This window comes from Elusimicrobiaceae bacterium (genome assembly GCA_028700325.1).
Classification (GTDB): Bacteria; Elusimicrobiota; Elusimicrobia; order Elusimicrobiales; family Elusimicrobiaceae; genus JAQVSV01.
The window spans coordinates 41,204-64,234 of record JAQVSV010000002.1 but is presented as its reverse complement, the minus strand read 5'-3'; the positions used below and the strand labels follow the sequence as shown (position 1 = coordinate 64,234).

24 protein-coding genes are annotated in these 23,031 nt (G+C 58.7%); 11 read left to right on the top strand and 13 right to left on the bottom strand.

The window, feature by feature from the left end; translation table 11 throughout:
- The 6 genes from PHW69_00695 to hydE form a co-directional block, all read left to right on the top strand.
- The coding region (locus PHW69_00695) for a phosphoserine transaminase (GenBank protein MDD4003706.1) at positions 1 to 896 on the top strand (896 nt) is incomplete at its 5' end.
- Between the two features lie 18 nt (positions 897 to 914).
- Entirely contained in the window at positions 915 to 1,865 is a 951-nt protein-coding gene (locus PHW69_00690; protein ID MDD4003705.1) for a hydroxyacid dehydrogenase, read from the top strand.
- An 11-nt stretch (positions 1,866 to 1,876) separates the two neighbouring features.
- Positions 1,877 to 3,133, top strand: a complete 1,257-nt coding sequence (locus PHW69_00685) for a DUF1015 domain-containing protein (GenBank protein MDD4003704.1) — start codon at positions 1,877 to 1,879, stop codon at positions 3,131 to 3,133.
- A gap of 127 nt (positions 3,134 to 3,260) precedes the next feature.
- Positions 3,261 to 4,385 carry an ankyrin repeat domain-containing protein gene (locus PHW69_00680; protein ID MDD4003703.1) on the top strand — a complete coding sequence of 375 codons (1,125 nt, stop codon included), beginning with the start codon at positions 3,261 to 3,263 and terminating at the stop codon, positions 4,383 to 4,385.
- Between the two features lie 25 nt (positions 4,386 to 4,410).
- Positions 4,411 to 5,487, top strand: a complete 1,077-nt coding sequence (gene mnmA / locus PHW69_00675; protein ID MDD4003702.1) for a tRNA 2-thiouridine(34) synthase MnmA — start codon at positions 4,411 to 4,413, stop codon at positions 5,485 to 5,487.
- Complete coding sequence (hydE, locus tag PHW69_00670) at positions 5,484 to 6,536, top strand: [FeFe] hydrogenase H-cluster radical SAM maturase HydE (GenBank protein MDD4003701.1); 1,053 nt, start codon at positions 5,484 to 5,486, stop codon at positions 6,534 to 6,536. Before mnmA ends, hydE begins: the two co-directional genes overlap by 4 nt.
- An 80-nt stretch (positions 6,537 to 6,616) precedes the next feature.
- Here the strand turns inward: hydE and PHW69_00665 are convergent, their stop codons facing one another.
- Positions 6,617 to 7,477: an outer membrane lipoprotein-sorting protein gene (locus PHW69_00665; protein ID MDD4003700.1), complete on the bottom strand. Its 861-nt coding sequence runs from the start codon at positions 7,475 to 7,477 to the stop codon at positions 6,617 to 6,619.
- Between the two features lie 84 nt (positions 7,478 to 7,561).
- On the opposite strand from PHW69_00665, the gene PHW69_00660 reads away from it, so the two are divergent.
- From PHW69_00660 to PHW69_00645, 4 genes are read left to right on the top strand one after another with little or no spacing between them, the layout of a single operon-like run.
- Positions 7,562 to 8,779 (top strand): L-serine ammonia-lyase, encoded by a 1,218-nt coding sequence (locus PHW69_00660; GenBank protein ID MDD4003699.1) that lies wholly within the window; start codon positions 7,562 to 7,564, stop codon positions 8,777 to 8,779.
- Positions 8,779 to 10,242: a phospholipase D-like domain-containing protein gene (locus tag PHW69_00655; protein MDD4003698.1), complete on the top strand. Its 1,464-nt coding sequence runs from the start codon at positions 8,779 to 8,781 to the stop codon at positions 10,240 to 10,242. Before PHW69_00660 ends, PHW69_00655 begins: the two co-directional genes overlap by 1 nt.
- On the top strand, positions 10,242 to 10,991 hold the full coding sequence (locus PHW69_00650) for an endonuclease/exonuclease/phosphatase family protein (GenBank protein MDD4003697.1): 750 nt from the start codon (positions 10,242 to 10,244) through the stop codon (positions 10,989 to 10,991). The genes PHW69_00655 and PHW69_00650 overlap by 1 nt, the downstream gene beginning before the upstream one ends.
- Position 10,992: 1 nt before the next feature.
- Complete coding sequence (locus PHW69_00645; GenBank protein MDD4003696.1) at positions 10,993 to 13,098, top strand: S9 family peptidase; 2,106 nt, start codon at positions 10,993 to 10,995, stop codon at positions 13,096 to 13,098.
- 68 nt (positions 13,099 to 13,166) lie between these two features.
- On the opposite strand, the gene PHW69_00640 is transcribed toward PHW69_00645, so the two are convergent.
- Both PHW69_00640 and PHW69_00635 read right to left on the bottom strand, forming a co-directional pair.
- Positions 13,167 to 13,994, bottom strand: coding sequence for a class I SAM-dependent methyltransferase (locus tag PHW69_00640; GenBank protein ID MDD4003695.1), 828 nt, complete (start codon positions 13,992 to 13,994; stop codon positions 13,167 to 13,169).
- Positions 13,981 to 15,456, bottom strand: a complete 1,476-nt coding sequence (locus PHW69_00635) for an oligosaccharide flippase family protein (protein MDD4003694.1) — start codon at positions 15,454 to 15,456, stop codon at positions 13,981 to 13,983. The genes PHW69_00640 and PHW69_00635 overlap by 14 nt, the downstream gene beginning before the upstream one ends.
- Positions 15,457 to 15,542: 86 nt before the next feature.
- Here PHW69_00635 and PHW69_00630 point away from each other — a divergent pair, with 86 nt between their 5' ends.
- Positions 15,543 to 16,247 carry a Crp/Fnr family transcriptional regulator gene (locus tag PHW69_00630; GenBank protein ID MDD4003693.1) on the top strand — a complete coding sequence of 235 codons (705 nt, stop codon included), beginning with the start codon at positions 15,543 to 15,545 and terminating at the stop codon, positions 16,245 to 16,247.
- A gap of 245 nt (positions 16,248 to 16,492) precedes the next feature.
- Here the strand turns inward: PHW69_00630 and PHW69_00625 are convergent, their stop codons facing one another.
- The 10 genes from PHW69_00625 to rpsP all read right to left on the bottom strand — a co-directional run bounded on the left by PHW69_00625 (position 16,493) and on the right by rpsP (position 23,031).
- Positions 16,493 to 17,176, bottom strand: a complete 684-nt coding sequence (locus PHW69_00625) for a phosphatase PAP2 family protein (protein MDD4003692.1) — start codon at positions 17,174 to 17,176, stop codon at positions 16,493 to 16,495.
- 182 nt (positions 17,177 to 17,358) lie between these two features.
- Positions 17,359 to 17,991 (bottom strand): uracil phosphoribosyltransferase, encoded by a 633-nt coding sequence (gene upp / locus PHW69_00620; GenBank protein MDD4003691.1) that lies wholly within the window; start codon positions 17,989 to 17,991, stop codon positions 17,359 to 17,361.
- Positions 17,988 to 19,301 (bottom strand): thymidine phosphorylase, encoded by a 1,314-nt coding sequence (locus PHW69_00615; GenBank protein MDD4003690.1) that lies wholly within the window; start codon positions 19,299 to 19,301, stop codon positions 17,988 to 17,990. The genes upp and PHW69_00615 overlap by 4 nt, the downstream gene beginning before the upstream one ends.
- Positions 19,298 to 20,158, bottom strand: coding sequence for a purine-nucleoside phosphorylase (locus PHW69_00610; protein ID MDD4003689.1), 861 nt, complete (start codon positions 20,156 to 20,158; stop codon positions 19,298 to 19,300). Before PHW69_00610 ends, PHW69_00615 begins: the two co-directional genes overlap by 4 nt.
- 198 nt (positions 20,159 to 20,356) lie before the next feature.
- A complete protein-coding gene (locus PHW69_00605) occupies positions 20,357 to 20,758 on the bottom strand; it encodes a YraN family protein (protein MDD4003688.1) in 402 nt (133 codons plus the stop codon).
- A gap of 5 nt (positions 20,759 to 20,763) precedes the next feature.
- Positions 20,764 to 21,426 (bottom strand): ribonuclease HII, encoded by a 663-nt coding sequence (locus PHW69_00600; GenBank protein MDD4003687.1) that lies wholly within the window; start codon positions 21,424 to 21,426, stop codon positions 20,764 to 20,766.
- A gap of 26 nt (positions 21,427 to 21,452) precedes the next feature.
- Entirely contained in the window at positions 21,453 to 21,809 is a 357-nt protein-coding gene (gene rplS, locus PHW69_00595; protein ID MDD4003686.1) for a 50S ribosomal protein L19, read from the bottom strand.
- Positions 21,784 to 22,491: a tRNA (guanosine(37)-N1)-methyltransferase TrmD gene (gene trmD / locus PHW69_00590; protein MDD4003685.1), complete on the bottom strand. Its 708-nt coding sequence runs from the start codon at positions 22,489 to 22,491 to the stop codon at positions 21,784 to 21,786. Before trmD ends, rplS begins: the two co-directional genes overlap by 26 nt.
- Positions 22,491 to 22,721, bottom strand: coding sequence for a KH domain-containing protein (locus tag PHW69_00585; protein MDD4003684.1), 231 nt, complete (start codon positions 22,719 to 22,721; stop codon positions 22,491 to 22,493). The genes trmD and PHW69_00585 overlap by 1 nt, the downstream gene beginning before the upstream one ends.
- A gap of 40 nt (positions 22,722 to 22,761) precedes the next feature.
- Entirely contained in the window at positions 22,762 to 23,031 is a 270-nt protein-coding gene (gene rpsP, locus PHW69_00580) for a 30S ribosomal protein S16 (protein ID MDD4003683.1), read from the bottom strand.

Genomic DNA, 23,031 nt, shown 5'->3' with positions numbered 1-23,031 from the left:
GCTGGGAATCGTTCAGCAAAGGCTGGATTACCGACGCGGTGAAACAGCTCAAACTCAAGGACGTGAACGAATATAAAGCCGATTACGGCAAGCTCGCCGACCTTTCAAAAGCCAACCCGAAACACGATATCGTTTTCACTCTCAACGGCACCACCTCCGGCGTAAAAGTGCCGAACCTCGACTGGATTTGCGCCGACCGCGAAGGCATAGTGATCTGCGACGCCACCTCCGGCATTTTCGCGCAGCCACTCGATTATTCAAAGCTCGACGTGATAACTTTCTCGTGGCAGAAAGTGCTGGGCGGGGAAGCCGCGCACGGCGTGCTCATCCTCTCGCCACGCGCCGTAAAGCGCATGGAGGAAACCGAGCCCAAGGTTTCATGGCCGCTGCCCAAACTGTTCAGGCTCGCCTCGCAGGACAAGCTCAAGGAAGGCGAACTGGAATACTCCACCGTCAACACCCCCTCGATGCTGTGCGTGGAAGACGCGATAGACGCACTCAAATGGGCCGAGGAGATCGGCGGGCAGAAAGCGCTTGAGGCCCGCGCGAACGCCAATCTTAAAGCCGTTGAGGACTGGGTCGGGAAAAGCGGATGGGTCGGGTTCCTCGCGGAAACAAAGGAAACCCGCTCCAACACCTCCGTCTGCCTCAGGATCACCGCCGACTGGTTCACGAAACTCCCCGAAGAGGAGAAAGCCAAAACCGCCAAAAAAATCACCGCGCTGCTCGACAAGGAAGGCGTGGCCTACGATATCAACTCCTACGGAAAAGCTCCGGTCGGAATTCGTATCTGGTGCGGCGCGACGGTGGAAGCATCCGACGTGGAGGCCCTGACGCACTGGCTCGACTGGGCGTACGAAGAAGTGGCTAAAGAATTCAAGACCGTCAAAGCCTGACATATAAAGGAGAACATAATGAGAGTTTTAATTGCCGACAAAGCCGATCCGATCTGCGCCAGAGTTTTCAAGGACCGCGGGATCGAAGCCGTAGTAAAAACAGGCATGAAGCCGGAGGAGCTGAAAGATTTTCTGCCGGGGTTCGACGGAATCGTGATCCGCTCCGCCACCACGCTCACCCCCGAAATACTCAAAGCCGCCAAAGGGCTGAAAGTGGCGGCGCGCGCGGGCATCGGCGTGGACAATATTGACATCCCCGCCGCCAGCGAGTGCGGAGTGCTGGTTATGAACACCCCGTTCGGCAACACCGTTTCGACGGCCGAGCACGCAATAGCCATGATGTTCGCGCTGTGCCGGATGATACCGGCGGCGAACCAGTCCACCCATGCGGGCAAATGGGAAAAGAATAAATTCGAGGGCGCCGAAGTTTTCGAGAAAACGCTCGGCATAGTGGGCTGCGGCAACATCAGCTCGATAGTGGCGGACCGCGCGAAAGGGCTGCGGATGAAAGTGGTCGTGTTCGATCCCGTGATGACCGACGCGCGCGCGGAGGAACTGGGCGTGGAGAAAGTGCCGCTCGACGAGCTTTATCAGCGCGCCGACATAATCACCTACCACGTCGGCCTTAACGACAAGACCAGAGGCATGATCAACAAAGACGCCATCGCCAGAATGAAAGACGGCGTGCGCCTTATCAACTGCGCGCGCGGCGCGATCATGGCCGAGGAAGACATCAAGGCGGCGCTGGAAAGCGGCAAGCTCGCCGGCATCGCCTGCGACGTGTACGCCAAGGAGCCCGCGAAGGAACATATCTTTTTCAACCTGCCCAACGCGGTGCTCACCCCGCACATCGCGGCATCCACCGTCGAAGCGCAGATCAACGTGGCGCGCCAGGCGGCTGAGCAGATCAGCGATTACCTGCTGACCGGCAAACGCGCCAACGCGCTCAACGGCGACAAAATCAAGTAGAGGCTTTTATCATGGCAAAACTACCACTGTTCAACCCGATCCACGGAATCCGGCCGGCAAAAGGCCGGGCTCAGGATGTCATCGCCCCGCCGTACGACGTGCTTGACTCCGGCGAGGCGCGCGAAATGGCGAAAGGCAAGCCGCTGAGTTTCCTGCACGTTTCGAAAGCCGAGATAGACCTGCCGGAAAACGTGGATCATTACGATCCCGCGGTGTACGCCAAAGCGGCGGAGAATTTCAGAAAAATGCTCAAAGACGGCGTTCTGGTGCGCGAGAGCAGCCCCTGTTTCTACGTTTACCGGCTGAAAATGGGCGAGCATGTGCAGACCGGGCTTGTGGTCGGCGCCTGCGTAGACGATTACGACGCCAACCGCATCCGCAAGCACGAGTTCACGCGGCCCGTCAAGGAGGACGACCGGGTCAACCAGATCATCGCCGTGGAAGCGCAGACGGGGCCGGGCCTGATCGCCTACAAGCAAATTCCCGAAGTTGACGGGATAATCCGGCGCGTCACGCAGAGCGAACCGGAATTTTCGGCCGTAGGAATCGGCGGCGTGACGCATACGCTGTGGGTGTTAAACAGTGAAGCCGACATAAAAACCATCAGCGAATCATTCGAGAAACAGCAAGCCGTTTACATAGCCGACGGGCATCACCGTTCCGCCGCCGCCTCGCGCGTGAAAAAAATGATGATCGAGAAACGCGGCAAAAAGCACACCGGCACGGAACCGTACAACACCTATCTGGCAGTGGCGTTTCCGGTGAACGAAATGAAGATCTGGGATTATAACCGCGTGGTCGTTGACCTTAACGGCCTTAGCGACGAGCAGTTTATGGACCGGCTCCGGGCCAGTTTCACCGTTACGGAAGAAAAAGGCCGGGCGAAACCGGAAGCGCGCCGGACGTTCGGGATGTATCTGGCCGGCAAGTGGTATACGCTGACGCCGGCGGTGAAAACCCCGTCGAAAGAGGACGATCCGGTGCTGTCGCTGGACGTAAGCGTACTGTCGGATCTCGTGCTTGACAAGATTCTGGGCATAGCGGATCTGCGCAAATCCAACAGGATAGATTTCGTGGGCGGGATCCGCGGCCTGGGCGAGCTGGAAAAACGCGTCAACTCGGGCGAGATGAAAGTGGCGTTCGCGCTGCACCCCACGTCGCTTGACGAACTGATCGCGGTGGCCGACGACAATCAGGTCATGCCTCCGAAATCCACCTGGTTTGAGCCGAAACTCGCGGACGGGCTGGTTTCCAATCCGCTGCTCTGACGGACAAAGTTTTTCTCTGAAAAAGCCTCCGGCATAAGCCGGGGGCTTTTTTTTAATTTTTGCCACACCCGGACTGAAATGTTAATATATAAATACAGCCGTTCAATATAAACTGGAAGTCAAGATCATGATCAAATTGCACAAACCTTTCTTCGCCATAATGCTGGGCGCCCTGCTCGCGGGCTGCGGGCAGAAATTCCCCGACACGAGGGACTTCTGGAAATCCGCCAATGAAGAAACCGTGAACGCCTATCTTTCACGCCGCGCCGACCTGACCGCCTCCGACAAACAGGGCAACACGCCGCTGATGCGTGCGGCGACAGACTCCTCCCCGGAGGTTATCGTTGCGCTGATAACCGCCGGAGCGGATGCCAACGCCGCCAACTCAAGCGGCTATACCCCGCTTATGCTCGCCAGCGCGGTTAACGAAAATCCCGGAGTAATCGCGGCGCTTTTAAAAGGAAACGCCAATATAAACGCAAGGGCGGCAAAATCCGGGCACACGCCGCTGATGCTGGCGGCAATGTCAAACACGCCTGAAACGGTTACCGCGCTGATCAACGCGGGCGCGGACATAAACGCCGCGACCGGGGACGGCAATACCGCGTTTTCGCTTGCGGCGGGCAAAACTGCCAACCCGGCGGTTTTGATAGCTCTTTTAAACGCCGGAGCCGACATAAACGCTAAAAACGCGCGCGGCGAAACCCCTCTCATGAACGCCGCCGCGCTCAACAGCACTCCCATAATAACCGAAACGCTCATCGCCAAGGGCGCGGACGTGGCCGCCCGCTCCGGCGACGGCATGACCGCGCTGATGGCGGCGGCGAGCAGCTGCAAGGAATTTGACATACCAAAACTGCTCATCAGTGCCGGGGCCGACGTGAACGCCAAAGACAACGAGGGCAACACACCCATACTTTACGCGGCCCTGAAAAAACCCGCGCCCGAACTGATGGTGCTTAAACTCAACGCGGCGGGCGGCAATATCAACACCGCGACCAAAAACGGCGTAACGCCCTTGATGCTGGTGGCCTCCAAAACCACCTATCCGCCCACTATTAAACTGATGCTCGACAGCTGCGCCGATCCCCAGGCAGTGGATAAAGACGGCAAAACCGCCGGAAATTACGCCGCCGCCAACCCTTATCTGAAAAAAACCGATACGCTTACCATGCTGCGTGAGATGGGCGACGGAAAAAACCTGCCGCCGCACTGCGTGGCGCTAAAAGCGTTAAAAGCAAAATCCAGCTGACCGCGCGGAACGCGCAAGGCGTGTTATGACGATCAAAACGCTTGTGGGACTCAGCGGCGGGGTGGACTCCGCCGTAGCCGCGCTGCTTCTCAAACAGCAGGGCTATGAAGTGATCGGCGCCATCATGACGATCTGGGACGACAGCCTCCCGCTCCCTAAAGCGGGCGGCGGAGCCTGCCTGGGGCCCGAAGAAGACGATATCGAAACCGCCGCCGCCGTTGCCGCCGCCCTGAAAATTCCATTTCATGTGGTGGACTGCCGCGCGCAGTACGCGGAAACGGTGCTGGAAAATTTCCGGTCAGAATACGCGCGCGGGCGAACACCCAACCCGTGCGTGAGATGCAACAGCCGCATAAAATTCGGGGTGCTGCCCGCCGGCGCGCGGGCGGCGGGTGTTGAATTCGACAAATTCGCAACCGGCCACTACGCCCGCATAGAACGCGCCCCGCAGGGCTATTTCCGCCTGGCAACCGCGCGCGATCCGGCCCGGGACCAGACCTATTTCATACACCGGCTTGACCCGGAACAACTGTCCGGCGTGCTGTTTCCGCTGGGCGGTTATCTGAAAACCGAAGTGCGGGCGCTCGCCCGGCAGCACGCGCTGCCGGTTCACGACAAGCCCGACAGCCAGGATTTTTACTGCGGCGATTACAACGATATTCTCCGCTTTCCCAACCGGCCCGGCGAAATCGTGGACAAAGCCGGCAAAACGCTCGGCACCCACACCGGCATCTGGAATTACACCATAGGCAAGCGCCGGGGGCTGGGCATCAGCGGCGAAAAAACGCCGCTCTACGTTACCGCGCTTGACGGAGCGACCAACCGCGTAACCGTAGGCCCCAAAAGCGAGCTGTATGCCGCCGCGCTTGTAGCGGAAGATGTGTTATGGCAAAGCGGCGCGGCTCCGGCGCAGCCCGTTAAAGTCATGGTTAAAATAAGGCAGGCGCATCCTCCGGCCGAAGCGACGGCGTTTGCGCTTAACGGCAACTGTGCGCGGGTGGAATTCGCAAAACCGCAGCTTTCGGTCACGCCGGGCCAAAGCGCGGTATTTTACCAGTACGGCGCGGTTATAGGCGGCGGCGTAATAAGGCAGGCTTTATGAACCGGGATGAAATTATTCAGAAACTGAGCTTCAGCGATGAAAAATCGCTCGCAGGACTGTACGGGCAGGCTTACCGCGTGAAAACGGAAACGGTGGGCCGGACAGTCTATTTCCGCGGGCTGATAGAAATGAGCAACGTCTGCGTAAAAAACTGTTATTATTGCGGCATCCGCAAAGACAACGCCGGCGTAACCCGGTTTACGCTCGACTCCGGTGAAATCATCGCGTCGGCCTTATGGGCATATGAAGCGGGGTACGGGTCGGTGGTGCTTCAGTCGGGCGAACGCGCGAGCGAGGAATTCATACGCTCCGTCGAGCTGGTACTGGCGGAAATAAAATCCAAAACGGAAGGGAAACTGGCGGTTACCCTTTCGCTCGGCGAACAGACCGAAGAGACTTACGGACGCTGGCTGGCGGCCGGAGCGGCGCGCTATCTGCTGCGCATAGAAACCTCCAACCCCGCGCTTTACGCCAGACTCCATCCGAAAGACCATAGTTTCGATACCCGCCTCAACTGCCTGAAAACACTTCGGAAACTGGGCTACCAGACAGGCACCGGAGTGATGACGGGCCTGCCCTTTCAGACAGTGGAGGATCTGGCGAACGATATTATTTTTTTCCGCGATATGGATATTGACATGATCGGCATGGGCCCTTACATTCCTCACGCGCAAACCCCGCTCGCCGCCGGCGCGGCGCCGGCGATGAGGCCGCACAGCCTTGAAATGGGTCTTAAAATGATAGCGGTTGCCCGGCTGGTACTGCCGGATATAAATATCGCGGCCACCACCGCGCTGCAGGCACTAAGCCCCGCCGGCCGTGAGCTGGGCCTTAAAGCCGGCGCGAACGTGATAATGCCCAACATAACGGACACGAAATACCGGGCCTATTACCAGCTGTACGACGGCAAGCCCTGCCTCGACGAAAACGCCGGCATGTGCCGCGACTGCCTGGAACAGCGCATTAAATCGCTCGGCGAGGAAATTGCCTATTTCAACCCGGGCACGCCGCTTCATTACACCGCCCGGCTCGCCAGAAACCCGCAATAAGCACGTTCCGCCGCGCCCGCATAACGCATAAAGACCATCCGGTTCAAGCGGACACGGCCCTGAGTTTCGCAATGCCGCAATCAGTTGCCGGCAGCTATCGCGGACGACACTTGCGGTTCCAGATCCTCGCCGCCTGAGAGGGGGGAAACAGCAGGAAGATCCAGCCCCGCAATCGCGGCGCGCGCAAATTTATGCAGGGCGGACGGCTCAAACCAGTCAAGCCCGATATTCTTGTAGCGGTAGCCGGAAAACGAAATGCGTGTCACATACCTGCTGTCAACGCCGTCAACAACCAGCAGTTCGGTCGGACGGAAAGACCCCAGCTCGCTGCGGTATTTCCCGTAAAAAACGGTTTTTAACAGCCGCCCGGAATCGGAATAATATTTTGCCTGCACGGGCAGATTGGTTTCCTCCTCCACCCAGTACTGGATGCCGAGGTAATCGGCGTTATCGTCCCTGGCGCGCAGGTTGAGGTTAACACAGTCGCGCACGGTTCCGGCTGAATCCTTGGCCCGGGCGCGCCCTTCGTAGGCGGGTTTGTAATCCAGCGCGAGATTAACCGCCAGAACATCGCTGTTCGAGGCGGTGCCGAGCAGCTGCTGCCTGGGCGAGATATGCACCGTGCCGGACGACAGCGGCGTATACAGCCACAAATTTCTGCCCTGCTTGAGCATCAGCTTGCCGTCATCTTTTTCCGGAGAGAGGAAATCCACCAGCGTAGTCATGCGGCGGGTATATCTGTCGCGAAACGCGTACGCCTGCAGGTTCAGCGTGCTGACCGCAACGCCGGCGCGGAAATCGGTAAGCTCCACCGAAACCGTGTACGGCTGGTCGGGGTTCATTATCCGGTCCGACCCGGACATTATTTTGACCGCGTCCGGCCCCGCGAAACACGGAGCCGCCCCGATCGCCAGCATAATCATAAATATTTTGATTTTCATTATTACCGCCGCCTGTAGGGGAATCACTATAAATATTTTATAATACTTGTATGAGATAAACACATCCTATTGAAGGCGGCGCCAATGGACAGCATAAAACAGATTTACAAAACAGGTATGGGGCCCTCCAGCAGCCATACAATGGGCCCGAAGCTGGCGGCTGAAACTTTCCGGCGAAAAACACCGGCCGCCGCGCGTTACAGAATCGGGCTGTACGGCAGTCTGGCCCTGACCGGGGCCGGCCACCTCACCGACAAGGCCATTATCGCCGGACTGGGCGGCGCGCCGGCGGAAATCGAATGGAACCCGGCCAAACAGCTGCCGCTGCACCCCAACGGCATGGAATTCTCCGCTTTAGACGAAAACGGCAGCCTGCTTGACCGGTGGCAGGCCTACAGCGTGGGCGGCGGCGAAGTGCGCGGCGCGGAGAATTTCCGGCAGGACGTGGAAACCGTTTATCCGCATAAAAACTTCTCGGAAATACGCGCCTATATCGAAGAAAAAGGCATCACCCTGTGGAAATACGCGGAAGAACACGAAGGCCCCGAACTGTGGGACTATCTGGCCGAAGTGTGGACAGCAATGCGCCGCACACTCATCCGCGGCATCCGCGAGGAGGACATGCTGCCGGGCGGACTGAGGCTCCAGCGCAAGGCCTACAGCTTTCTCACCAAAGCGAAAACGCAAACCCAGTTTCTGCAGCCGGTGAATTTTCTGTTCGCCTATGCGCTCGGCTGCGCCGAAGAAAACGCCGCCGGAGGCGAGGTGGTGACCGCGCCGACCTGCGGATCCTGCGGCGTGGTGCCCGCGCTCCTGCACCTGATGCAGACGACTTACGATTTTTCCGACAAGCGCATTCATCACGCGCTGGCCACGGCGGGTATTTTCGGCAATGTGGCCAGGCATAACGCCTCCATATCGGGCGCGGAAGTGGGGTGCCAGGGCGAAATAGGAGTGGCCTGCGCCATGGCGTCGGGCGCGACGGCGCAGCTGCTGGCCGGCAGCATCGCCCAGATCGAATACGCCGCGGAAGCGGGCCTGGAACATCATCTGGGCCTTACCTGCGACCCGGTCAGAGGACTGGTGCAGGTGCCCTGCATCGAGCGCAACGCGATGGCGGCGGTGCGCGCGCTGTCCTGCTCGACTTACGCGCTGCTGTCCGACGGGCACGGGCTGGTGAGCTACGACGACGTGGTTTCCACCATGCACGAAACCGGCCTTGACATGAACGCCAAGTACCGCGAAACCGCGACCGGAGGGCTGGCCCGGATACTCAATAAAAAATACGGCGGCGCGGCATAATGTCGGGCATATTGCAGGCGGCGATGCGGCACGGGAACATGATCTGGGCCATAGCGGCGGGCACACTCCACGTCGCGCTGGCGGCAGTGGCGACCGCGCATATTCTGCTTAATAAGGATGACACAAAAAGCGCGGCCGGCTGGATCGGACTGGTCTGGCTGGCCCCGATAACCGGCGGACTCCTCTATATCATACTCGGCGTCAACCGCATCCAGCGCAAGGCTTTGCGCCTGCGCCGCAAAACTTCCGCGCCGGCCGGGCCGGACGCTGACGAGCATCACCAGCCGCCGGGCGCAATTCATTCGCCGCGATACGCGGACTTTCTCCGGTTCGCGGACAAAGCCCTGAAACAGAAATTTTCGCACTGCGTGTCCATCGAGCCGCTAATAAACGGCGACGAGGCTTATCCCGCCATGATCGAAGCCATCACCCGCGCGCAAAAGCAGATTCTGCTGGCCAGCTATATTTTCGACAACGACGAGGCGGGCCGCGCCGTCGCCGCCGCCCTCAAAGCCGCCGCCCGGCGCGGCGTGCATGCGCGCGTGCTGCTCGACGGGGTGGGCGTGCGCTATTCCACGCCCACCATAGAAACGGAACTGCGCGACATCCCCAATCTTGAATTGCGCCTGTTTCTGCCGGCAAAAACCCCGTTCGCGCTGCCGTTTGTGAACCTGCGCAACCATCGCAAAATGCTGATAACTGACAGCGACGCCGCCATCATCGGAGGCATGAACATCAGCCGCGGCAACCTGCTGAAAAAATACAGGCACGACGCGATCGCGGACATAACCTTCCGGGTCTGCGGCCCCGTTACCGACCAGCTCGCCCGCGTGTTCGAGGAAGACTGGCTTTTCAGCGGCGGCCGGAAATTCCGGCTCGCACAACCGCAGCCCTGCCCCGCAAAACCCGAGGACAATACTCTCTGCCGTGCCGTAGCCGACGGGCCGGACAGCGACACCGGCCGCATTGAATGGCTGCTGCTCGGCGCGATCGCCTGCGCGCAAAAAAACATCACTATCGTCACCCCGTACTTTCTGCCCGGCTCCGGCATCATGAACGCGCTGGAGCTGGCCGCCATGCGCGGCGTGGGAACGGAAATCATACTGCCCGGCAAAAGCAATATTTTCGGCATGGACTGGGCAATGGAAGCCAATTTCCCGGGCCTTTTGAAAGCGGGCGTAAAAATCTACCGCACCCCCGCCCCGTTCGACCACAGCAAACTGACGGTAGTGGACGGGCTGTGGTCGTTCATAGGCTCCGCCAACTGGGACGTGCGCAGCCTGCGCCTTAATTTCGAGGCCAATCTGGAGTGTCTGGGCGAAGCCTTCGCCAGAAAACTGCTCGCCGTCGCGACTGAAAAAAAATCCGCCGCCAGACTCATTAAAACCCGGCACGGCCAGCGCCTGAGCCTGCCGCATCAGTTAAGAAACAACGCGTTCCGCCTGCTGACGCCCTACTACTGATGTTTATAAAGAAACCGCCCCGTCACGAAGTGCTGGCCTCTTACGGCTCCGCCCCCGGGCGGCGCCTGCCGCGCAGGATAACAGTGACCGTATGGAACTGCCACAAATGCCGGCACCCGCGCTGGGAACGTGATTTCGCGGAACTGGACCAGCAATCCGATCTTGTCATGCTGCAGGAACTGCGCCTGAGCCCCGCGGTGGAAACGCTTTTAAGCCTGCCCTGCGCCGCGTGGCGGATGGCAACCAGCTTTTTTTCTCCGGGCCGGGGCCACGCCTGCGGCGTGGCGACGGGAAGCGCATGCGCCGCCGCGCGCGTGTTTTTTCTGGCGCAGGAGCGCGAACCCGTGATAAACACGCATAAAATGATGCTTGCCACGGTCTATCCGATACCCGGAGGCTACCTGCTGGCGCTCAACGTGCACGGCATAAACTTCACGCGCCCGGCGGCGTTCGCCCGCCAGATGGAACAGGCGGGCCGCGCGCTGGCGGAATTCAAGGGCCCGGTAATAATGGCGGGCGACTTTAATTGCTGGAGCAGGCGGCGCAGGGACATACTTTATTCGGTGACCCGCGTGGCCGGGCTGACCGAACTGGCTTTCAAACCCGACACCCGCAGCCGCCATCCCATCCATCCTGTTGACCATATATTCTCGCGCGGGCTTAAAATAATATCCGCGCAGGCGCTCGACGGAGTGAACTCGTCCGACCACAAACCGCTGTCCGCCCGTTTTGAAATTGAGGAGACCTGATATGAAACGCAGCCCCGCAACCCTGAAACCTGTCCGCAAAGACCGCGACACCGGCCTGCTGAAGCACCCGAAGATCAAACCGCCCGCGGCGGAAATCCGGCCGCACACGCTGACCGCGCACAATGATACCAGAACCGACAATTATTTCTGGCTCCGCGAACGCGGCTCCGAAGCGGTAACCGCCTGTCTCAAAGCAGAAAACCGCTATACCGACGCGGTTTTAAGGCCCGCCGCCCACATCAAGCGAACCATTTTCAACGAAATAAAAGCCCGCATGAAAAAAGACGACTCCAGCGTGCCGGTCTGGAAAAACGGCTGTTACTATTACGCCCGCTATGAAACCAGATCCCAGCACCCCATCTACTGCCGAAAACAAGGCAGCCTCAAGGCGCGCGAGAAAATCCTGCTCGATGTAAACAAACTCGCCCGCGGGCACGCCTATTACGATATAATGAGCCTTGCCGTCAGCCCTGACGGCAGTATCCTCGCCTACGCCTCCGACACGGAGGGCCGGCGGGTCTGCACAGTGAGCTTCAAAAATCTCAAAACCGGAAAACTGCTGCCGGAAACGATCGAAAAAACCACGCCCAATTTCGTCTGGGCCGAGGACGGCGGCTCCCTGCTCTACACCCGGCAGGACGAAACCACCCTGCGCTACAACCGTGTTTTTCTTCTCTCGCCCGACCGCAAAACCCATACCCCGGTCTATGAGGAAAAGGATCCCGCTTTCAGCGTGGGAGTGGACAAAAGCCTGTCGCGCAAATACCTCTACCTTTCAATCCACAGCTCCACGTCCAGCGAATACCGGCTCATACCCGCCGGCCAGCCGCGCACGGAACCCGTTGTTTTCCAGCCGCGCACGAAAAAACTGGAATACTATGTTTCACACGGCGGCGACCGGTTTTTCGTGCTGACAAATCATAAAGCCAAAAATTTCCGCGTGATGCAGACGCCGGAAACGGCAACCGGCCTGAAAAACTGGAAACAGCTCATCGCGCACAGGCCAGACACGCTCATTGAAAGCATCAGCGCTTTCAGAGATCATCTGGTGATCGAGGAAACCCGCCGCGGGCTGACCCGCATCCGCATCCGCAACCGCGCCACCGGGCGCGAACGCCAGCTGCGCTTTAACGACCCCGCCTACACCGCGTATGTGGGTGACAATCCGTGCTACGAAACCAGACTGCTGCGCTACGGCTACCAGTCGCTCACCACGCCGGCCAGCGTATATGATTTCGATCTGAAAACCGGCGGACATATCCTTAAAAAACGGCAAAAAGTGCTGGGGAAATTCGACCCCGGCGATTACCGCTCCGAACGGATTTTCGCTTCCGCCAAAGACGGCGTCAAAATACCCGTTTCGCTCGTCTACCGCAAAGGCCTGCGGCGCGACGGCGCAAACCCGCTGTACCTGGTGGGGTACGGAGCGTACGGCATCTCGTCGGACCCGTATTTCAGCGTGGCAAGGCTGTCGCTGCTCGACAGGGGATTTGTGTTCGCCATCGCCCACGTCCGCGGCGGATCCGACCTGGGGCGCAAATGGTATGAAAGCGGAAAACTGCTTAAAAAAAAGAATTCGTTTTCGGATTTCATAGCGCTCGCCGAGCACCTGATAAAACGAAAATACACCTCGCCCGCCCATCTTTACGCCAACGGCGGCAGCGCGGGCGGACTGCTGATGGGAGCCGTGCTAAACATGCGGCCGGACCTTTTCAACGCGGTGGTGGCGGACGTGCCGTTTGTGGACATCGTCACCACCATGCAGGACACGTCGCTCCCGCTTACGGCAGGCGAGTACGAGGAGTGGGGCAACCCCGCCGATCCGAAATACTACCGCTACATGAAAAGTTATTCGCCTTATGACAACGTGACCGCGCAGGACTACCCGCACCTGCTAATCACAGCCGGACTGGAAGACTCGCAGGTGCAGTACTGGGAACCCGCCAAATGGGCCGCCAAACTGCGCGCGCTTAAAACCGACGGCAATTTCGTGCTGCTCAAAACCGACCTGAACGCCGGGCACGGCGGCCGCTCCGGAAGATTCGAGGCGATAGAGGATGCGGCGTTCGAATTTTCTTTTCTGCTTGCGCTCGAAAACAGGCGCTGAGCCGCCAGCATGTCCGGCGTGCCGGCGTTGTGATACGCGCCGGCGCGCGGATACCAAAAGCACGGAGACTACAGCTCGGCGGTAAGAATTTCGATCCAGCCGTGGTCCGCGGAGGGGAAGAACTTGGTTTCGCCCGTGCGCTGTTTCTCCATATCGGAAAGGGTAAAATGCTCCAGCGGCTCGCCGCCTTCGCCGCGGAACAGGGCGGAGAGCGAGGCCCGGTTATAGGTTGTCATGTCGGCATAGCCGCCGGCCATGGCGATCGAATCGAAAATAGCGTGGGGAATATCACGCCGGAACGACGTAACCTGCCCTTCCGGCACCAGGTATTCGGCAATGCAATAATTATGCCGCTGGCCCGATTTGAACAGGCGCATCATGTGCGCCAGCGTTTTCGGCGGCAGGAAATAGCTCGCTCCTTCCAGCAGGATGATGGAGGGGATATCGCGGCGGATGCCGTGTTTGTCGAGCCTGTCCAAAGCGCCGAGCTCGGAGCCGATGAACGTAACAAGCCCTTTCGAAAGCGGCTCCACTTCGTAAAACAGTTTTTTCTTTTCGGCAGGGCTTTCATGATCAATCTCGAAAATCTGCGCGAGTCTGGCGCGGCGGGTTTCGATCAGCTCCAGCGCAAGCGGGCTCCAGCCGGAACCCAGCAGCACCAGCTGGCACGGCAGTTCGGACTGGTCGAGGCGGGCCTGAATCAGCCGCTTTATCATGAATTTGCGGTTGAAAATCACTTCGGCGTACCACGGGCATATTTCGGCGCAGCTGATGTAAAGCGGGTCCGCTTCCGACAAATCGAGCAGATCGGCATACCGCTTCGCCGCGCCCGAACTGTTGACCTTCACCCATTGCATTATAAGCGCGGCGGCCGCGCCCATTTTATGCCTTGCCATACCGTTCCCCCAATCTGACAAAAATCTTTTTCAGCTCCTCGATTTCCGCCGTCCGGTAAAAACCGGCCAGCCCCAGAATAACCGGATAAAACAACAGCACCGAGAGTTTCGCCGCCCGCACCGGCGCACCGCACCTGACCGCCGCCCACGCGCAACCCAGCAGCAGCCCCGCGCACGCGAACACTTTCAACACCCGGCTCCATTCGTACGGCACCGGATAGACGCGCCGGCCCGCAAAATAAAGGCATACCGCCATTATAAGATAACTGACGAGCGTTGCCCAGCCCGCGCCTATAATCGAGAAATGCGGCACCAGCAGAAAATTGCCGGCTATATTGGACAGGCCGCCCGCAAGCGTCACCCAAACCAGCATCCCTGTTTTCTTGCTCAGCACCGGCGCGACCATGAAATTTATGTAAAATCCGTAGAACAGATACGCCACCAGCACCAGCGGCACAACAGCAATGCCGCCCCGGTAATCCGGGTGAAGCAGATACACACCGTGCACCGGGAACCGCAATAAATCGCCTATAAAAAGTGCGATGGCGAGCGTCACCCAGACCCCGGCGAACGAAAACAGCGTGAACACCCGCGCGAACATGCGCTCCGCGCCCGGCTGTCTGGCGCGCTCGAGGAAAAACGGGCGCCACGCCTGATCGAACATCACCACAATCAACATCATGAAAATGCCCATTTTGTAACCGGCCTGATACACGCCGACCGCCGTCGCGCCGGCCAGAAACATCACTATCGGCCGGTCCACCACCTGCACAATCATCGAAGCAAGCCCGGACGGCACGAACGGCCAGGCGAATGCGGCCATGTCAGAAAACAGCGCCCGGTCAAAACGGGGGCGGGCAATCCTTAACATGTCCGGCAGAAGCAGCAGAAGCGATACGCCAGAAGCCGCGAGCGCGGCGATAAAAATGCCTTCGGGCCCGCGCCGCAGCACCGCCAGCATAACGATATTCATACCCACATTGACCGCTATGGACAATGTACGCACTCCCACGAATTTCCACGCGCGGTGCTTCATCCGCAGCCGGGCAAACGGCACTATGCACACCGCGTCAAGCGCGAGCACAAGCGCGGAATAGACCACCAGCGGCGCGAACCCGCGCCCGATCCCGCACAGCTCCGCCAACGGCCCGGAAAACAGGATAAGCCCCGCCGACAATACCGCCGAGCTGGCCGTTACGGCAAGCAGGGGGGTGGAGAACACCACGGGATCGTCCGGGTTCCTGCCGGCGGTAAAGCGCATGTACGCCTGATCCATGCCGTACTGGTAGATGATATTGAGAAACGCGATATAGGCAAACACCGACGCCGCCACTCCGTAATCCGCCGGCGCCAGGAAATAGGTGTAAAACGGCACCAGCAGAAAATTGAGCAGGCGGGCCAGAACGGTGGAAAACCCGTAAATCACGCTTTCCCGTCCGAGGGCGGCGATATCCTTTAGCATCAGTCTGAGTTTACCAAATTGAGATCATTAAAAGATTGACCGGCATATGCTTACATTTTGTACAATCAACAGTAGGAGACACTCCCATGTCATTTACAAAACGTGAAGTTCCCGATTGTGATAAATGTATTTCCCGTTCCAACTGCATCTACGAACACTTTGACAGAGCCGCCCAGCGCACCTGGAAATCGCTCCGGTCGTCCTGCGCCTTTGCCGACGGCGAATACCTGTTCAACGAAGGCGAACCGCCCCCGGGCCTGTTTATCGTATGCACCGGCCGGGTGAAAATTTATAAAACCAGCGCGAGCGGACAGCAGCTGATATCTCGTATCGAGCATACGGGCGATCTGGTGGGGCACATCGCGTTTTTTGCGGGCGGCAACTTCCAGTCGAGCGGCGAGGTGATGGGCGACACGGTTATCTCGCTGGTGGACAATGCGTTATTCCTTGATTTCCTGCGCAAACATCCCGATGCGTCCGTCGCGGTCATGCGCGCGCTCGCGCGCGACGTGCGCGAAGGCGACACCCGCGCCCACGACATTGCCTACAAACCCGCAAAAACCCGCATGGCGGACGTTATTCTTAAAACCTCGCTGCCGGAAAGCGGCAGGAATTTTGTGGTAAAAGGCGTCAAGCGCCGCGAACTCGCCGAGATGGCGGGCCTGACCGTGGAAACGGCGGTGCGGATACTGGCGGAGTTTGAAAAAAACAAAATCATAAAGCGCAACGGAAAGGAAATAGTGATCACCAACAAGTCTTCACTGGACAAGATCGCCGCCGCGGAAATCTAGCGTCCCGCCATTGTCAAAAACCCCCGGCAAAGCCGGGGGTTTTCTTTTTAAATTACGCTCGCAAAACCCCGGCGCCGGCCGACGCGGCATAATGATTGCCGGCATGGCTCAATGGAGTGTGTAACCCCGCCAAATGAAGGCTGGACCAAAAGAAACCCCCGGCTTGCCGGTAAAGCGTAATAACAACCGGCAGGCCAATGGCACAGCCGGGGGGGTTCATCCTCAACGGAAACGGCCCGCCGCGGTTACGGCGTGGATAAATATACCTTGAGGCTCTCGATCTGCGCGCTGGTGTCAGGATCACGCAGAAACTGCTCATACTTGATGTCGCCAACCAGCTTGCCAGCCTCAATGTCGGAGGGATTGTGCACGCCGCCTATAACCCTGTACAGCGCGCACTGATCGGCCTGATCCATGAAAACCTTGCGCTGCGCCGGAACCAGATCCGCCAGCAGCCGCCCGAACATCCGCGAAATCGCCGCGTGTCCACTCGGATAGGAATATCCGCCAATACGGCCAAGGCAAGGGTCAATGGTGCTGTCCATACGGAAAGGCCGGGGCCGTTTATAACGGTTTTTGATCTGGACATTGGTGTCATTCACTTCCTTGCGCAAGTGCGTCAGGATGCTCTGCACGTTTTCCGGAACCGGTTTTTTAAAGGGACTGAGCCCGCCGAAAAGTTCCTCATAGGTGGCGTAGGCCTGCGCGTTGGCGGCCGCGCATTGCTGCTCTGTCCGCTCGTCCTGCCATTTATGCACTGCTGCATTGTCCGCGCGGTCCTCCTCGGATCCCGCGGCCGGAGGTGGCGGAAACTGTATTGTGCTGCTGGCAGAACCCGCCTCCTGAAGCTGAGTAACCGGCGCGCAGACCGCCCAGGTGCCAGTAAGCAGCAGCGCGCCGATAATAATGAGATTTCTTATTTTCTTCATGTACTTATTTTAGCACACAAAACGCCGGAAATTTACAACTTGCGGGCCGGGCTGAAAGTGCCGGACGGACCAGATTTTCAAACACCAGTCCCGCCTTAAAAAAGGAAAAAGCCGCCAAAAGGCGGCTTTTTCTCACCGTTTTAATTATGCTCAGGTTATACGCCGCGAACCGGTTTGAAATGTCAGACCGTGCCGAACATCCTGTCGCCGGCATCGCCGAGCCCGGGCAGTATGTAGCCTTTATCGCTCAGCTTTTCGTCAAGCGAGCCGATGAAAATCGGCACTTCCGGATGCACCTTGTGCACTTTCCCGACACCTTCCTTGGCGGCGATAATGCAGACGAAAGCGATATCTTTCGCGCCCTCGTTTTTCAGGATATCCAGCGCCTCTATGGCGGACCCGCCGGTCGCAAGCATCGGGTCGGTAAGGATTACGCAATGCCTGTCAATATTGGCGGGAAACCGCGCATAATAACGAACCGGCTCAAGCGTATCCTCGTTGCGGTATACGCCGATATGCGCGAACCGCGCCATCGGCTCGAGCGCCATGAACCCGTTGCTCATGCCCAGGCCGGCGCGCAGAATGGAAACGATTGTCAGTTCCTGCGCGGCCTTATGGCCCTGCCACAGTCCCAGCGGAGTGTGCACTTCGGACTTTTCGATTTTCATCTCCGCCAGCACCTCATAACCGAGCAGCATGGTTATCTCGCCCACCAGCCGGCGGAAATCGGCTACGCTGGTGTTTTTACAGCGCAGACGACCGATTTTATCCTGCAACAGCGGATGCTTCGATACGAAGGTTTTTCCTGTCGTCATTTAATCACTTCCCGGATTATTCCGGGAACCTTTACCTTTCCTTTCTGGATTTTCACTGCCCGTCCAAAATGTTCCGCGCCCGCTTTCAGGCGTTTGGGGTCGGACGCGTGGATCCGCGCGATCACGTCGCCTTTTTTCACCGCGTCGCCCACTTTTTTCTCAAACCATATGCCGGCCCCGAAATCAATCACATCCTCCATTCTGCCGCGCCCCGCGCCGAGCAGCACGCAGGCCTCGCCGGCCGTGCGGGCGTTCATCGCGGCCAGATAGCCGGACTGCGCGGCTTTGAATTCCGTCATCAGCCGGGCGTTTTTAAGATGCTTCTCCGGCTCGTCCACGAGTTTGGGGTTGCCGCCCTGCCATTTGATCATCAGGCGCAGTTTCTCGAGCGCGGAGCCGTCGTCAATATAACCCTCAAGCTGCCGCGCCGCCTGCTCGACGGTTTTGGCCTTTTTGCCCATCACAAGCATATGGGCGCCCGTCTGAATGAGCAGCTCGTAGAAATCCGGCGCGGAAGTTTTGTCGCCTTTGAGCACGTTTATGCTCTGCAGCATTTCGTTGGCGTTGCCTGCGGCGCGCCCCAGCGGCTGATCCATGCCGGTGAGCAGCGCGGTGCACTTAAGCCCCATCAGGCTAGCCGTGCGCACGAGCGACTGCGCGAGTTTTTTACTGTCCCCGTATTTCTGCATGAATGCGCCGGAGCCGTATTTGACGTCCATGACCAGCGCGTCCACGCCTTCGGCGTATTTTTTTGAAAGGATGCTCGCCACAATGAGCGGGCGGCTTTCCACCGTGCCGGTCGCGTCGCGCAAAGCGTATAGTTTCTTGTCGGCGGGCGCAAGATCCCGGGTCTGCCCGAACATGCACACGCCCAGCGCTTTCATCTGTTTTTTGATCTGCGCCGAGGGTATGCGCACCTTAAAGCCTTTCATCGCTTCCAGCTTGTCAAGCGTGCCGCCGGTGTGGCCGAGGCCCCGGCCCGACATCATCGGCACCGCCAGCCCCGCGCAGGCGACCAGAGGCGCGAGCGCGAGCGATATGCCGTCGCCCACGCCGCCGGTGGAGTGTTTGTCCACTTTAGGGGCCCTGATTTCTTTAAACTGCAGCCTGTCGCCGGACAAAGCCATGGCGCGCGTGAACATCGCGGCCTCCGCGTCCGACAGCGGGTTTAAAAAACACGCCATCAGAAACGAGGAAAGCTGATAGTCCGGCACCGCGCCTTTCGCCGCGCCGCCGGCTATGAAATCAAATTCTTCCTGCGTAAGCGCGTTGCCGCCGCGCTTCTTTATGATGATGTCAATCATTCTCATGGCTGTTTCACCTCGAAAGCGGACGCTTTGAGCAGATCCGCAATGAACCCTTTGAATTTGCTGGCGATCATAACGCCGGCGTCCAGCACTTCCTGATGAGTAAGCGGAGAAGCGGAAATGCCTGCCGCGAGATTGGTCACGCAGGCAACGCCCAGCACCCGCATGCCGAGCTGGCTCGCCGCCAGCACCTCGGGAACGGTGGACATGCCGACCACGTCCGCGCCCCAGCTCCTGAACATGCGTATTTCGGTCGGGGTTTCATAAGTCGGCCCGAACCCCGCCAGATAAACGCCTTCGCGCGCGGGGATTTTATTCTTTCTGCAGGCGGCCAGCGCGGCACGGCGCAGGGCCGGAGCATAGACGTCGGTGAGATCGGGAAACATCGGACCAAACCGTTTGTCATACACGCCGCGCAGCGGGTGCACGCCCATGAAATTGATATGATCCCTGAGAATCACGAAACTGCCGGGCTTCACGTTTTTATGCACCGAACCGACCGCCGCCGTGACAACAAGGTTCTTCACGCCAAGCGCGCCGAATACGCGGATCGGAATGGCCAGATCGCTCATAGCGTGCCCTTCATAGTAATGGAACCGGCCTTTCATGATGGCTACGGTAAGCGCGCCGGATTTTCCGATTTCCAGTTCGCCCGCGTGGCCTTCTACGGTGGAACGCAGGAAGCCGGGTATTCTGTCATAGGAGATCGTTATGGAATTTTTCAGCTGCGGCACGGATTTGGACAGGCCGCTGCCCATTATCATCAGCGTGTCCGGCGTCAGGCCTTTGAGATTTTTTTTAAGCCAGGCTGCGGCTTTTTCAATTCTTGCGATATGTTGGGACTTTTTTTTTGTAATCATTTATATAGCCTCGCGCGGGAAGATAATCATCGCCAATGCATTGTTTAAGGTTAACAAAAAAACGGCGGGGCAGGCAATGGCCGCAGCAGACGCCGCTACGGCAATTTCCACCCTGCCGCAAACCCCGGGCGTGAACCGGAACGCCCGTTGCAAAAATCCCGGGCCGTCAGCCGCCCGAATGAAATTTCAACCGGGCTTTCAGAAATTGAAACCGGCGGCGGGGGGAAAAGCGTTTTCGATATGCACGGGCTCCTGCCCGGCGGTGAACAGCATCACGTCGAACCGGGCTGATGAAAAACCGGGCGTTTCCGCTTTGATATAGCTTAGCGCGGCGCGCGTGAGTTTGAGTTGTTTGGCTTTTGTCACCGCATGAATCGCGCCGCCGAAACCCGTGCCGCGCCGGGCTTTGACTTCGACAAAAACCAGCGTACCGGTTTTGCGGGCCACCACATCCAGCTCGCCGCACGGCACGCGCCAGCCGCGCGCGAGTATTTCGTAGCCTTTCGCCCGCAGCAGAGCCTCCGCCTGCGCTTCGGCGGCGGCGCCGGTCTGCCGGCGCGTATTGTCAGAGCTGAATATCCGGCCGAAAAATCCCGCCATTGGAATTAGTGAAATTTGAAATCAAGCTGCCGGGCCCGGGATTTGAGCCCGTTTATGATATCGTCGGGGATAAATGTGGTTCTGTGTTCTGGACACGGGCCCTTTTCAGCTATCGCGCGCATGTGCGCCGCCGTGCCGTAGCCTTTGTGCCCGGCAAACCCGTAGCCGGGATATTTTACGTCAAGCGCCCGCATATAGCGGTCGCGCTCGACCTTGGCGATAACGCTCGCCGCCGCCACGCACAGCGACCGGCTGTCTCCTTTGACCACTGCCGTCTGAGGAAGGCTGAAATCGCGTATTTTATGGTTTCCGTCCACCACGCACAGCGGCGAAGCCAGCGAAGCGGCGACTTCAGCCGCCGCTTCGCGCATCGCCTTGAATGTGGCCTGCAGAATATTTATGCGGTCTATTTCCGCCGCAGCAACAAAAGCCACGCTGTAACGCGCTCCGCATTGTTTGAGCAGTTCGTACAGCTTCTCCCTTTTCTTCGGAGAAAGCTGTTTGCTGTCGTTCACTTCGGCAAGCAGCGGATATGCCGTTTTTGGCAAAACACAGGCGCAGGCAGTTACGGGCCCCGCAAGGGGGCCCCTGCCTGCTTCATCTATCCCGATCAGGGAGCCTGCGCTGTATTCCCGCGCCAGTTCCTCGTCGAATTCCTGTCTCGTCAAGGCACACCTGCGCTGACAATTTCTGTTTAAGACTGGGCAGTTCCGTCAGTTTCCGGTTTCGCTTCTTTAATGCGCGCGGCTTTCCCGGCGAGGTTGCGAAGATAATACAGTTTGGCGCGGCGCACCTTGCCCGCCTTCTTCACCTCAATTTTCTCGATCTTGGGCGAATGGACGGGGAAAATGCGCTCCACGCCTACTCCGAACGAGATCTTGCGGACCGTGAAGGTTTCCGAAATGCCCGCGCCTCTTCTGCCGATGACGGTGCCCTCGAAAATCTGAATTCTTTCGTTAGCGCCTTCAACAACTTTGGTGTGCACGCGAACCGTATCGCCGGGCCGAAACGCCGGTATATCGGTTTTAATTCCTTCCTGTACGAGTTGCATTGTTGTCCTCCAACATTGTTTTAAGCAGATCCGGTCTGCGACTGCGGGTCAGGGCGAGCGATTCCTGGTCACGCCATTTGTCCACTTCGCCGTGGTTGCCGCCCAGCAGCACATCCGGTACGCTCATTCCACGCCATACGGCCGGACGTGTGTAATGAGGTGCTTCCAAGAGGTTCCCGCTGAAGGATTCGGTATCGGGAACATTGTCTTTGACGAAGACTCCCGGCAGCAATCTTGTCGTCGCGTCTATGACGGCGACCGCCGCGGGTTCTCCGCCGGTCATGATGAAATCACCGAGCGAGAGCTCCATATCCACATACCTGTCAATGCGCGCATCCACGCCTTCGTAATGCCCGCACAGCAGAATCACGTGCGGACGGCCCGAAAGCGTTCTGGCCGTGTTCTGGGTGAACCGTTCACCCTTGGGGCCCAGCATAACCACCAGCGAATCTTCGCGCTTCACGCTTGCGATCGCCTGATACAGCGGTTCCGCCAGCATCACCATGCCCGGACCGCCGCCGTAAGGCCGGTCATCAACCGAACGGTGCCTGTCCGTGGTGAAATCGCGGGGATCCACAAACCCCAGCTCCAGTATGCCCTGTTTCCGCGACCGGCCCACTATGCTTTCGGAAAGCGGGCCATCCACCATCGCGCGAAACAGCGTGACTACGTCGAAACGCATCAGTCAAGGTCCAGAAAAACTTTCCTGCCCGCTTTCGCCGCGCCGGCGGACATCACCGCCCGCACCGCTTTGATCACACGGCCGTCTTTCCCGATAACCTTGCCCTTGTCCGACTCCGCCACATGCGCTTTCACGCGCACAACGCCCTTATCGTCCTCGGAAGCGGATACCGCCACTTCTTCGGGTTTTAATACAAGCGCTTTAAGCAGGTATTCAGCGAGTTCTTTCATTTCATCTCCTCAGGCCGCAAGCCGCGCGGCCCAAAGGCGGTTACTTCTTTTCGGCTTCTCCGCCGTTTTTAACGCGGCGGATAAGACCGGCAACGGTTTCGCTGGGCACAGCGCCCACCGAAAGCCAGTGCTCGAGTCTGGGCATGTCGAATACCACCTGTTCGGCGGGTTTCGCGTTGCCGCGGGGATTGAAATGCCCCACGATTTCCAGCGCGCGCCCACGGGTCTGATGCGATTTTTCAATCGCCACGATCCGGTAATGCGGCGCTTTCGGTTTGCCCGTTCTCTGCAGTCTAAGCACTACTGCCAT

Bases quoted from the DNA above. Each gene is read 5' to 3' on its own strand.
- PHW69_00690 (MDD4003705.1), top strand. From the start codon at position 915: ATGAGAGTTTTAATTGCCGACAAAGCCGATCCGATCTGCGCCAGAGTT.
- PHW69_00685 (MDD4003704.1), top strand. From the start codon at position 1,877: ATGGCAAAACTACCACTGTTCAACCCGATCCACGGAATCCGGCCGGCA.
- PHW69_00680 (MDD4003703.1), top strand. From the start codon at position 3,261: ATGATCAAATTGCACAAACCTTTCTTCGCCATAATGCTGGGCGCCCTG.
- mnmA (MDD4003702.1), top strand. From the start codon at position 4,411: ATGACGATCAAAACGCTTGTGGGACTCAGCGGCGGGGTGGACTCCGCC.
- hydE (MDD4003701.1), top strand. From the start codon at position 5,484: ATGAACCGGGATGAAATTATTCAGAAACTGAGCTTCAGCGATGAAAAA.
- PHW69_00665 (MDD4003700.1), bottom strand. From the start codon at position 7,477: ATGAAAATCAAAATATTTATGATTATGCTGGCGATCGGGGCGGCTCCG.
- PHW69_00660 (MDD4003699.1), top strand. From the start codon at position 7,562: ATGGACAGCATAAAACAGATTTACAAAACAGGTATGGGGCCCTCCAGC.
- PHW69_00655 (MDD4003698.1), top strand. From the start codon at position 8,779: ATGTCGGGCATATTGCAGGCGGCGATGCGGCACGGGAACATGATCTGG.
- PHW69_00650 (MDD4003697.1), top strand. From the start codon at position 10,242: ATGTTTATAAAGAAACCGCCCCGTCACGAAGTGCTGGCCTCTTACGGC.
- PHW69_00645 (MDD4003696.1), top strand. From the start codon at position 10,993: ATGAAACGCAGCCCCGCAACCCTGAAACCTGTCCGCAAAGACCGCGAC.
- PHW69_00640 (MDD4003695.1), bottom strand. From the start codon at position 13,994: ATGGCAAGGCATAAAATGGGCGCGGCCGCCGCGCTTATAATGCAATGG.
- PHW69_00635 (MDD4003694.1), bottom strand. From the start codon at position 15,456: ATGCTAAAGGATATCGCCGCCCTCGGACGGGAAAGCGTGATTTACGGG.
- PHW69_00630 (MDD4003693.1), top strand. From the start codon at position 15,543: ATGTCATTTACAAAACGTGAAGTTCCCGATTGTGATAAATGTATTTCC.
- PHW69_00625 (MDD4003692.1), bottom strand. From the start codon at position 17,176: ATGAAGAAAATAAGAAATCTCATTATTATCGGCGCGCTGCTGCTTACT.
- upp (MDD4003691.1), bottom strand. From the start codon at position 17,991: ATGACGACAGGAAAAACCTTCGTATCGAAGCATCCGCTGTTGCAGGAT.
- PHW69_00615 (MDD4003690.1), bottom strand. From the start codon at position 19,301: ATGAGAATGATTGACATCATCATAAAGAAGCGCGGCGGCAACGCGCTT.
- PHW69_00610 (MDD4003689.1), bottom strand. From the start codon at position 20,158: ATGATTACAAAAAAAAAGTCCCAACATATCGCAAGAATTGAAAAAGCC.
- PHW69_00605 (MDD4003688.1), bottom strand. From the start codon at position 20,758: ATGGCGGGATTTTTCGGCCGGATATTCAGCTCTGACAATACGCGCCGG.
- rplS (MDD4003686.1), bottom strand. From the start codon at position 21,809: ATGCAACTCGTACAGGAAGGAATTAAAACCGATATACCGGCGTTTCGG.
- trmD (MDD4003685.1), bottom strand. From the start codon at position 22,491: ATGCGTTTCGACGTAGTCACGCTGTTTCGCGCGATGGTGGATGGCCCG.
- PHW69_00585 (MDD4003684.1), bottom strand. From the start codon at position 22,721: ATGAAAGAACTCGCTGAATACCTGCTTAAAGCGCTTGTATTAAAACCC.
- rpsP (MDD4003683.1), bottom strand. From the start codon at position 23,031: ATGGCAGTAGTGCTTAGACTGCAGAGAACGGGCAAACCGAAAGCGCCG.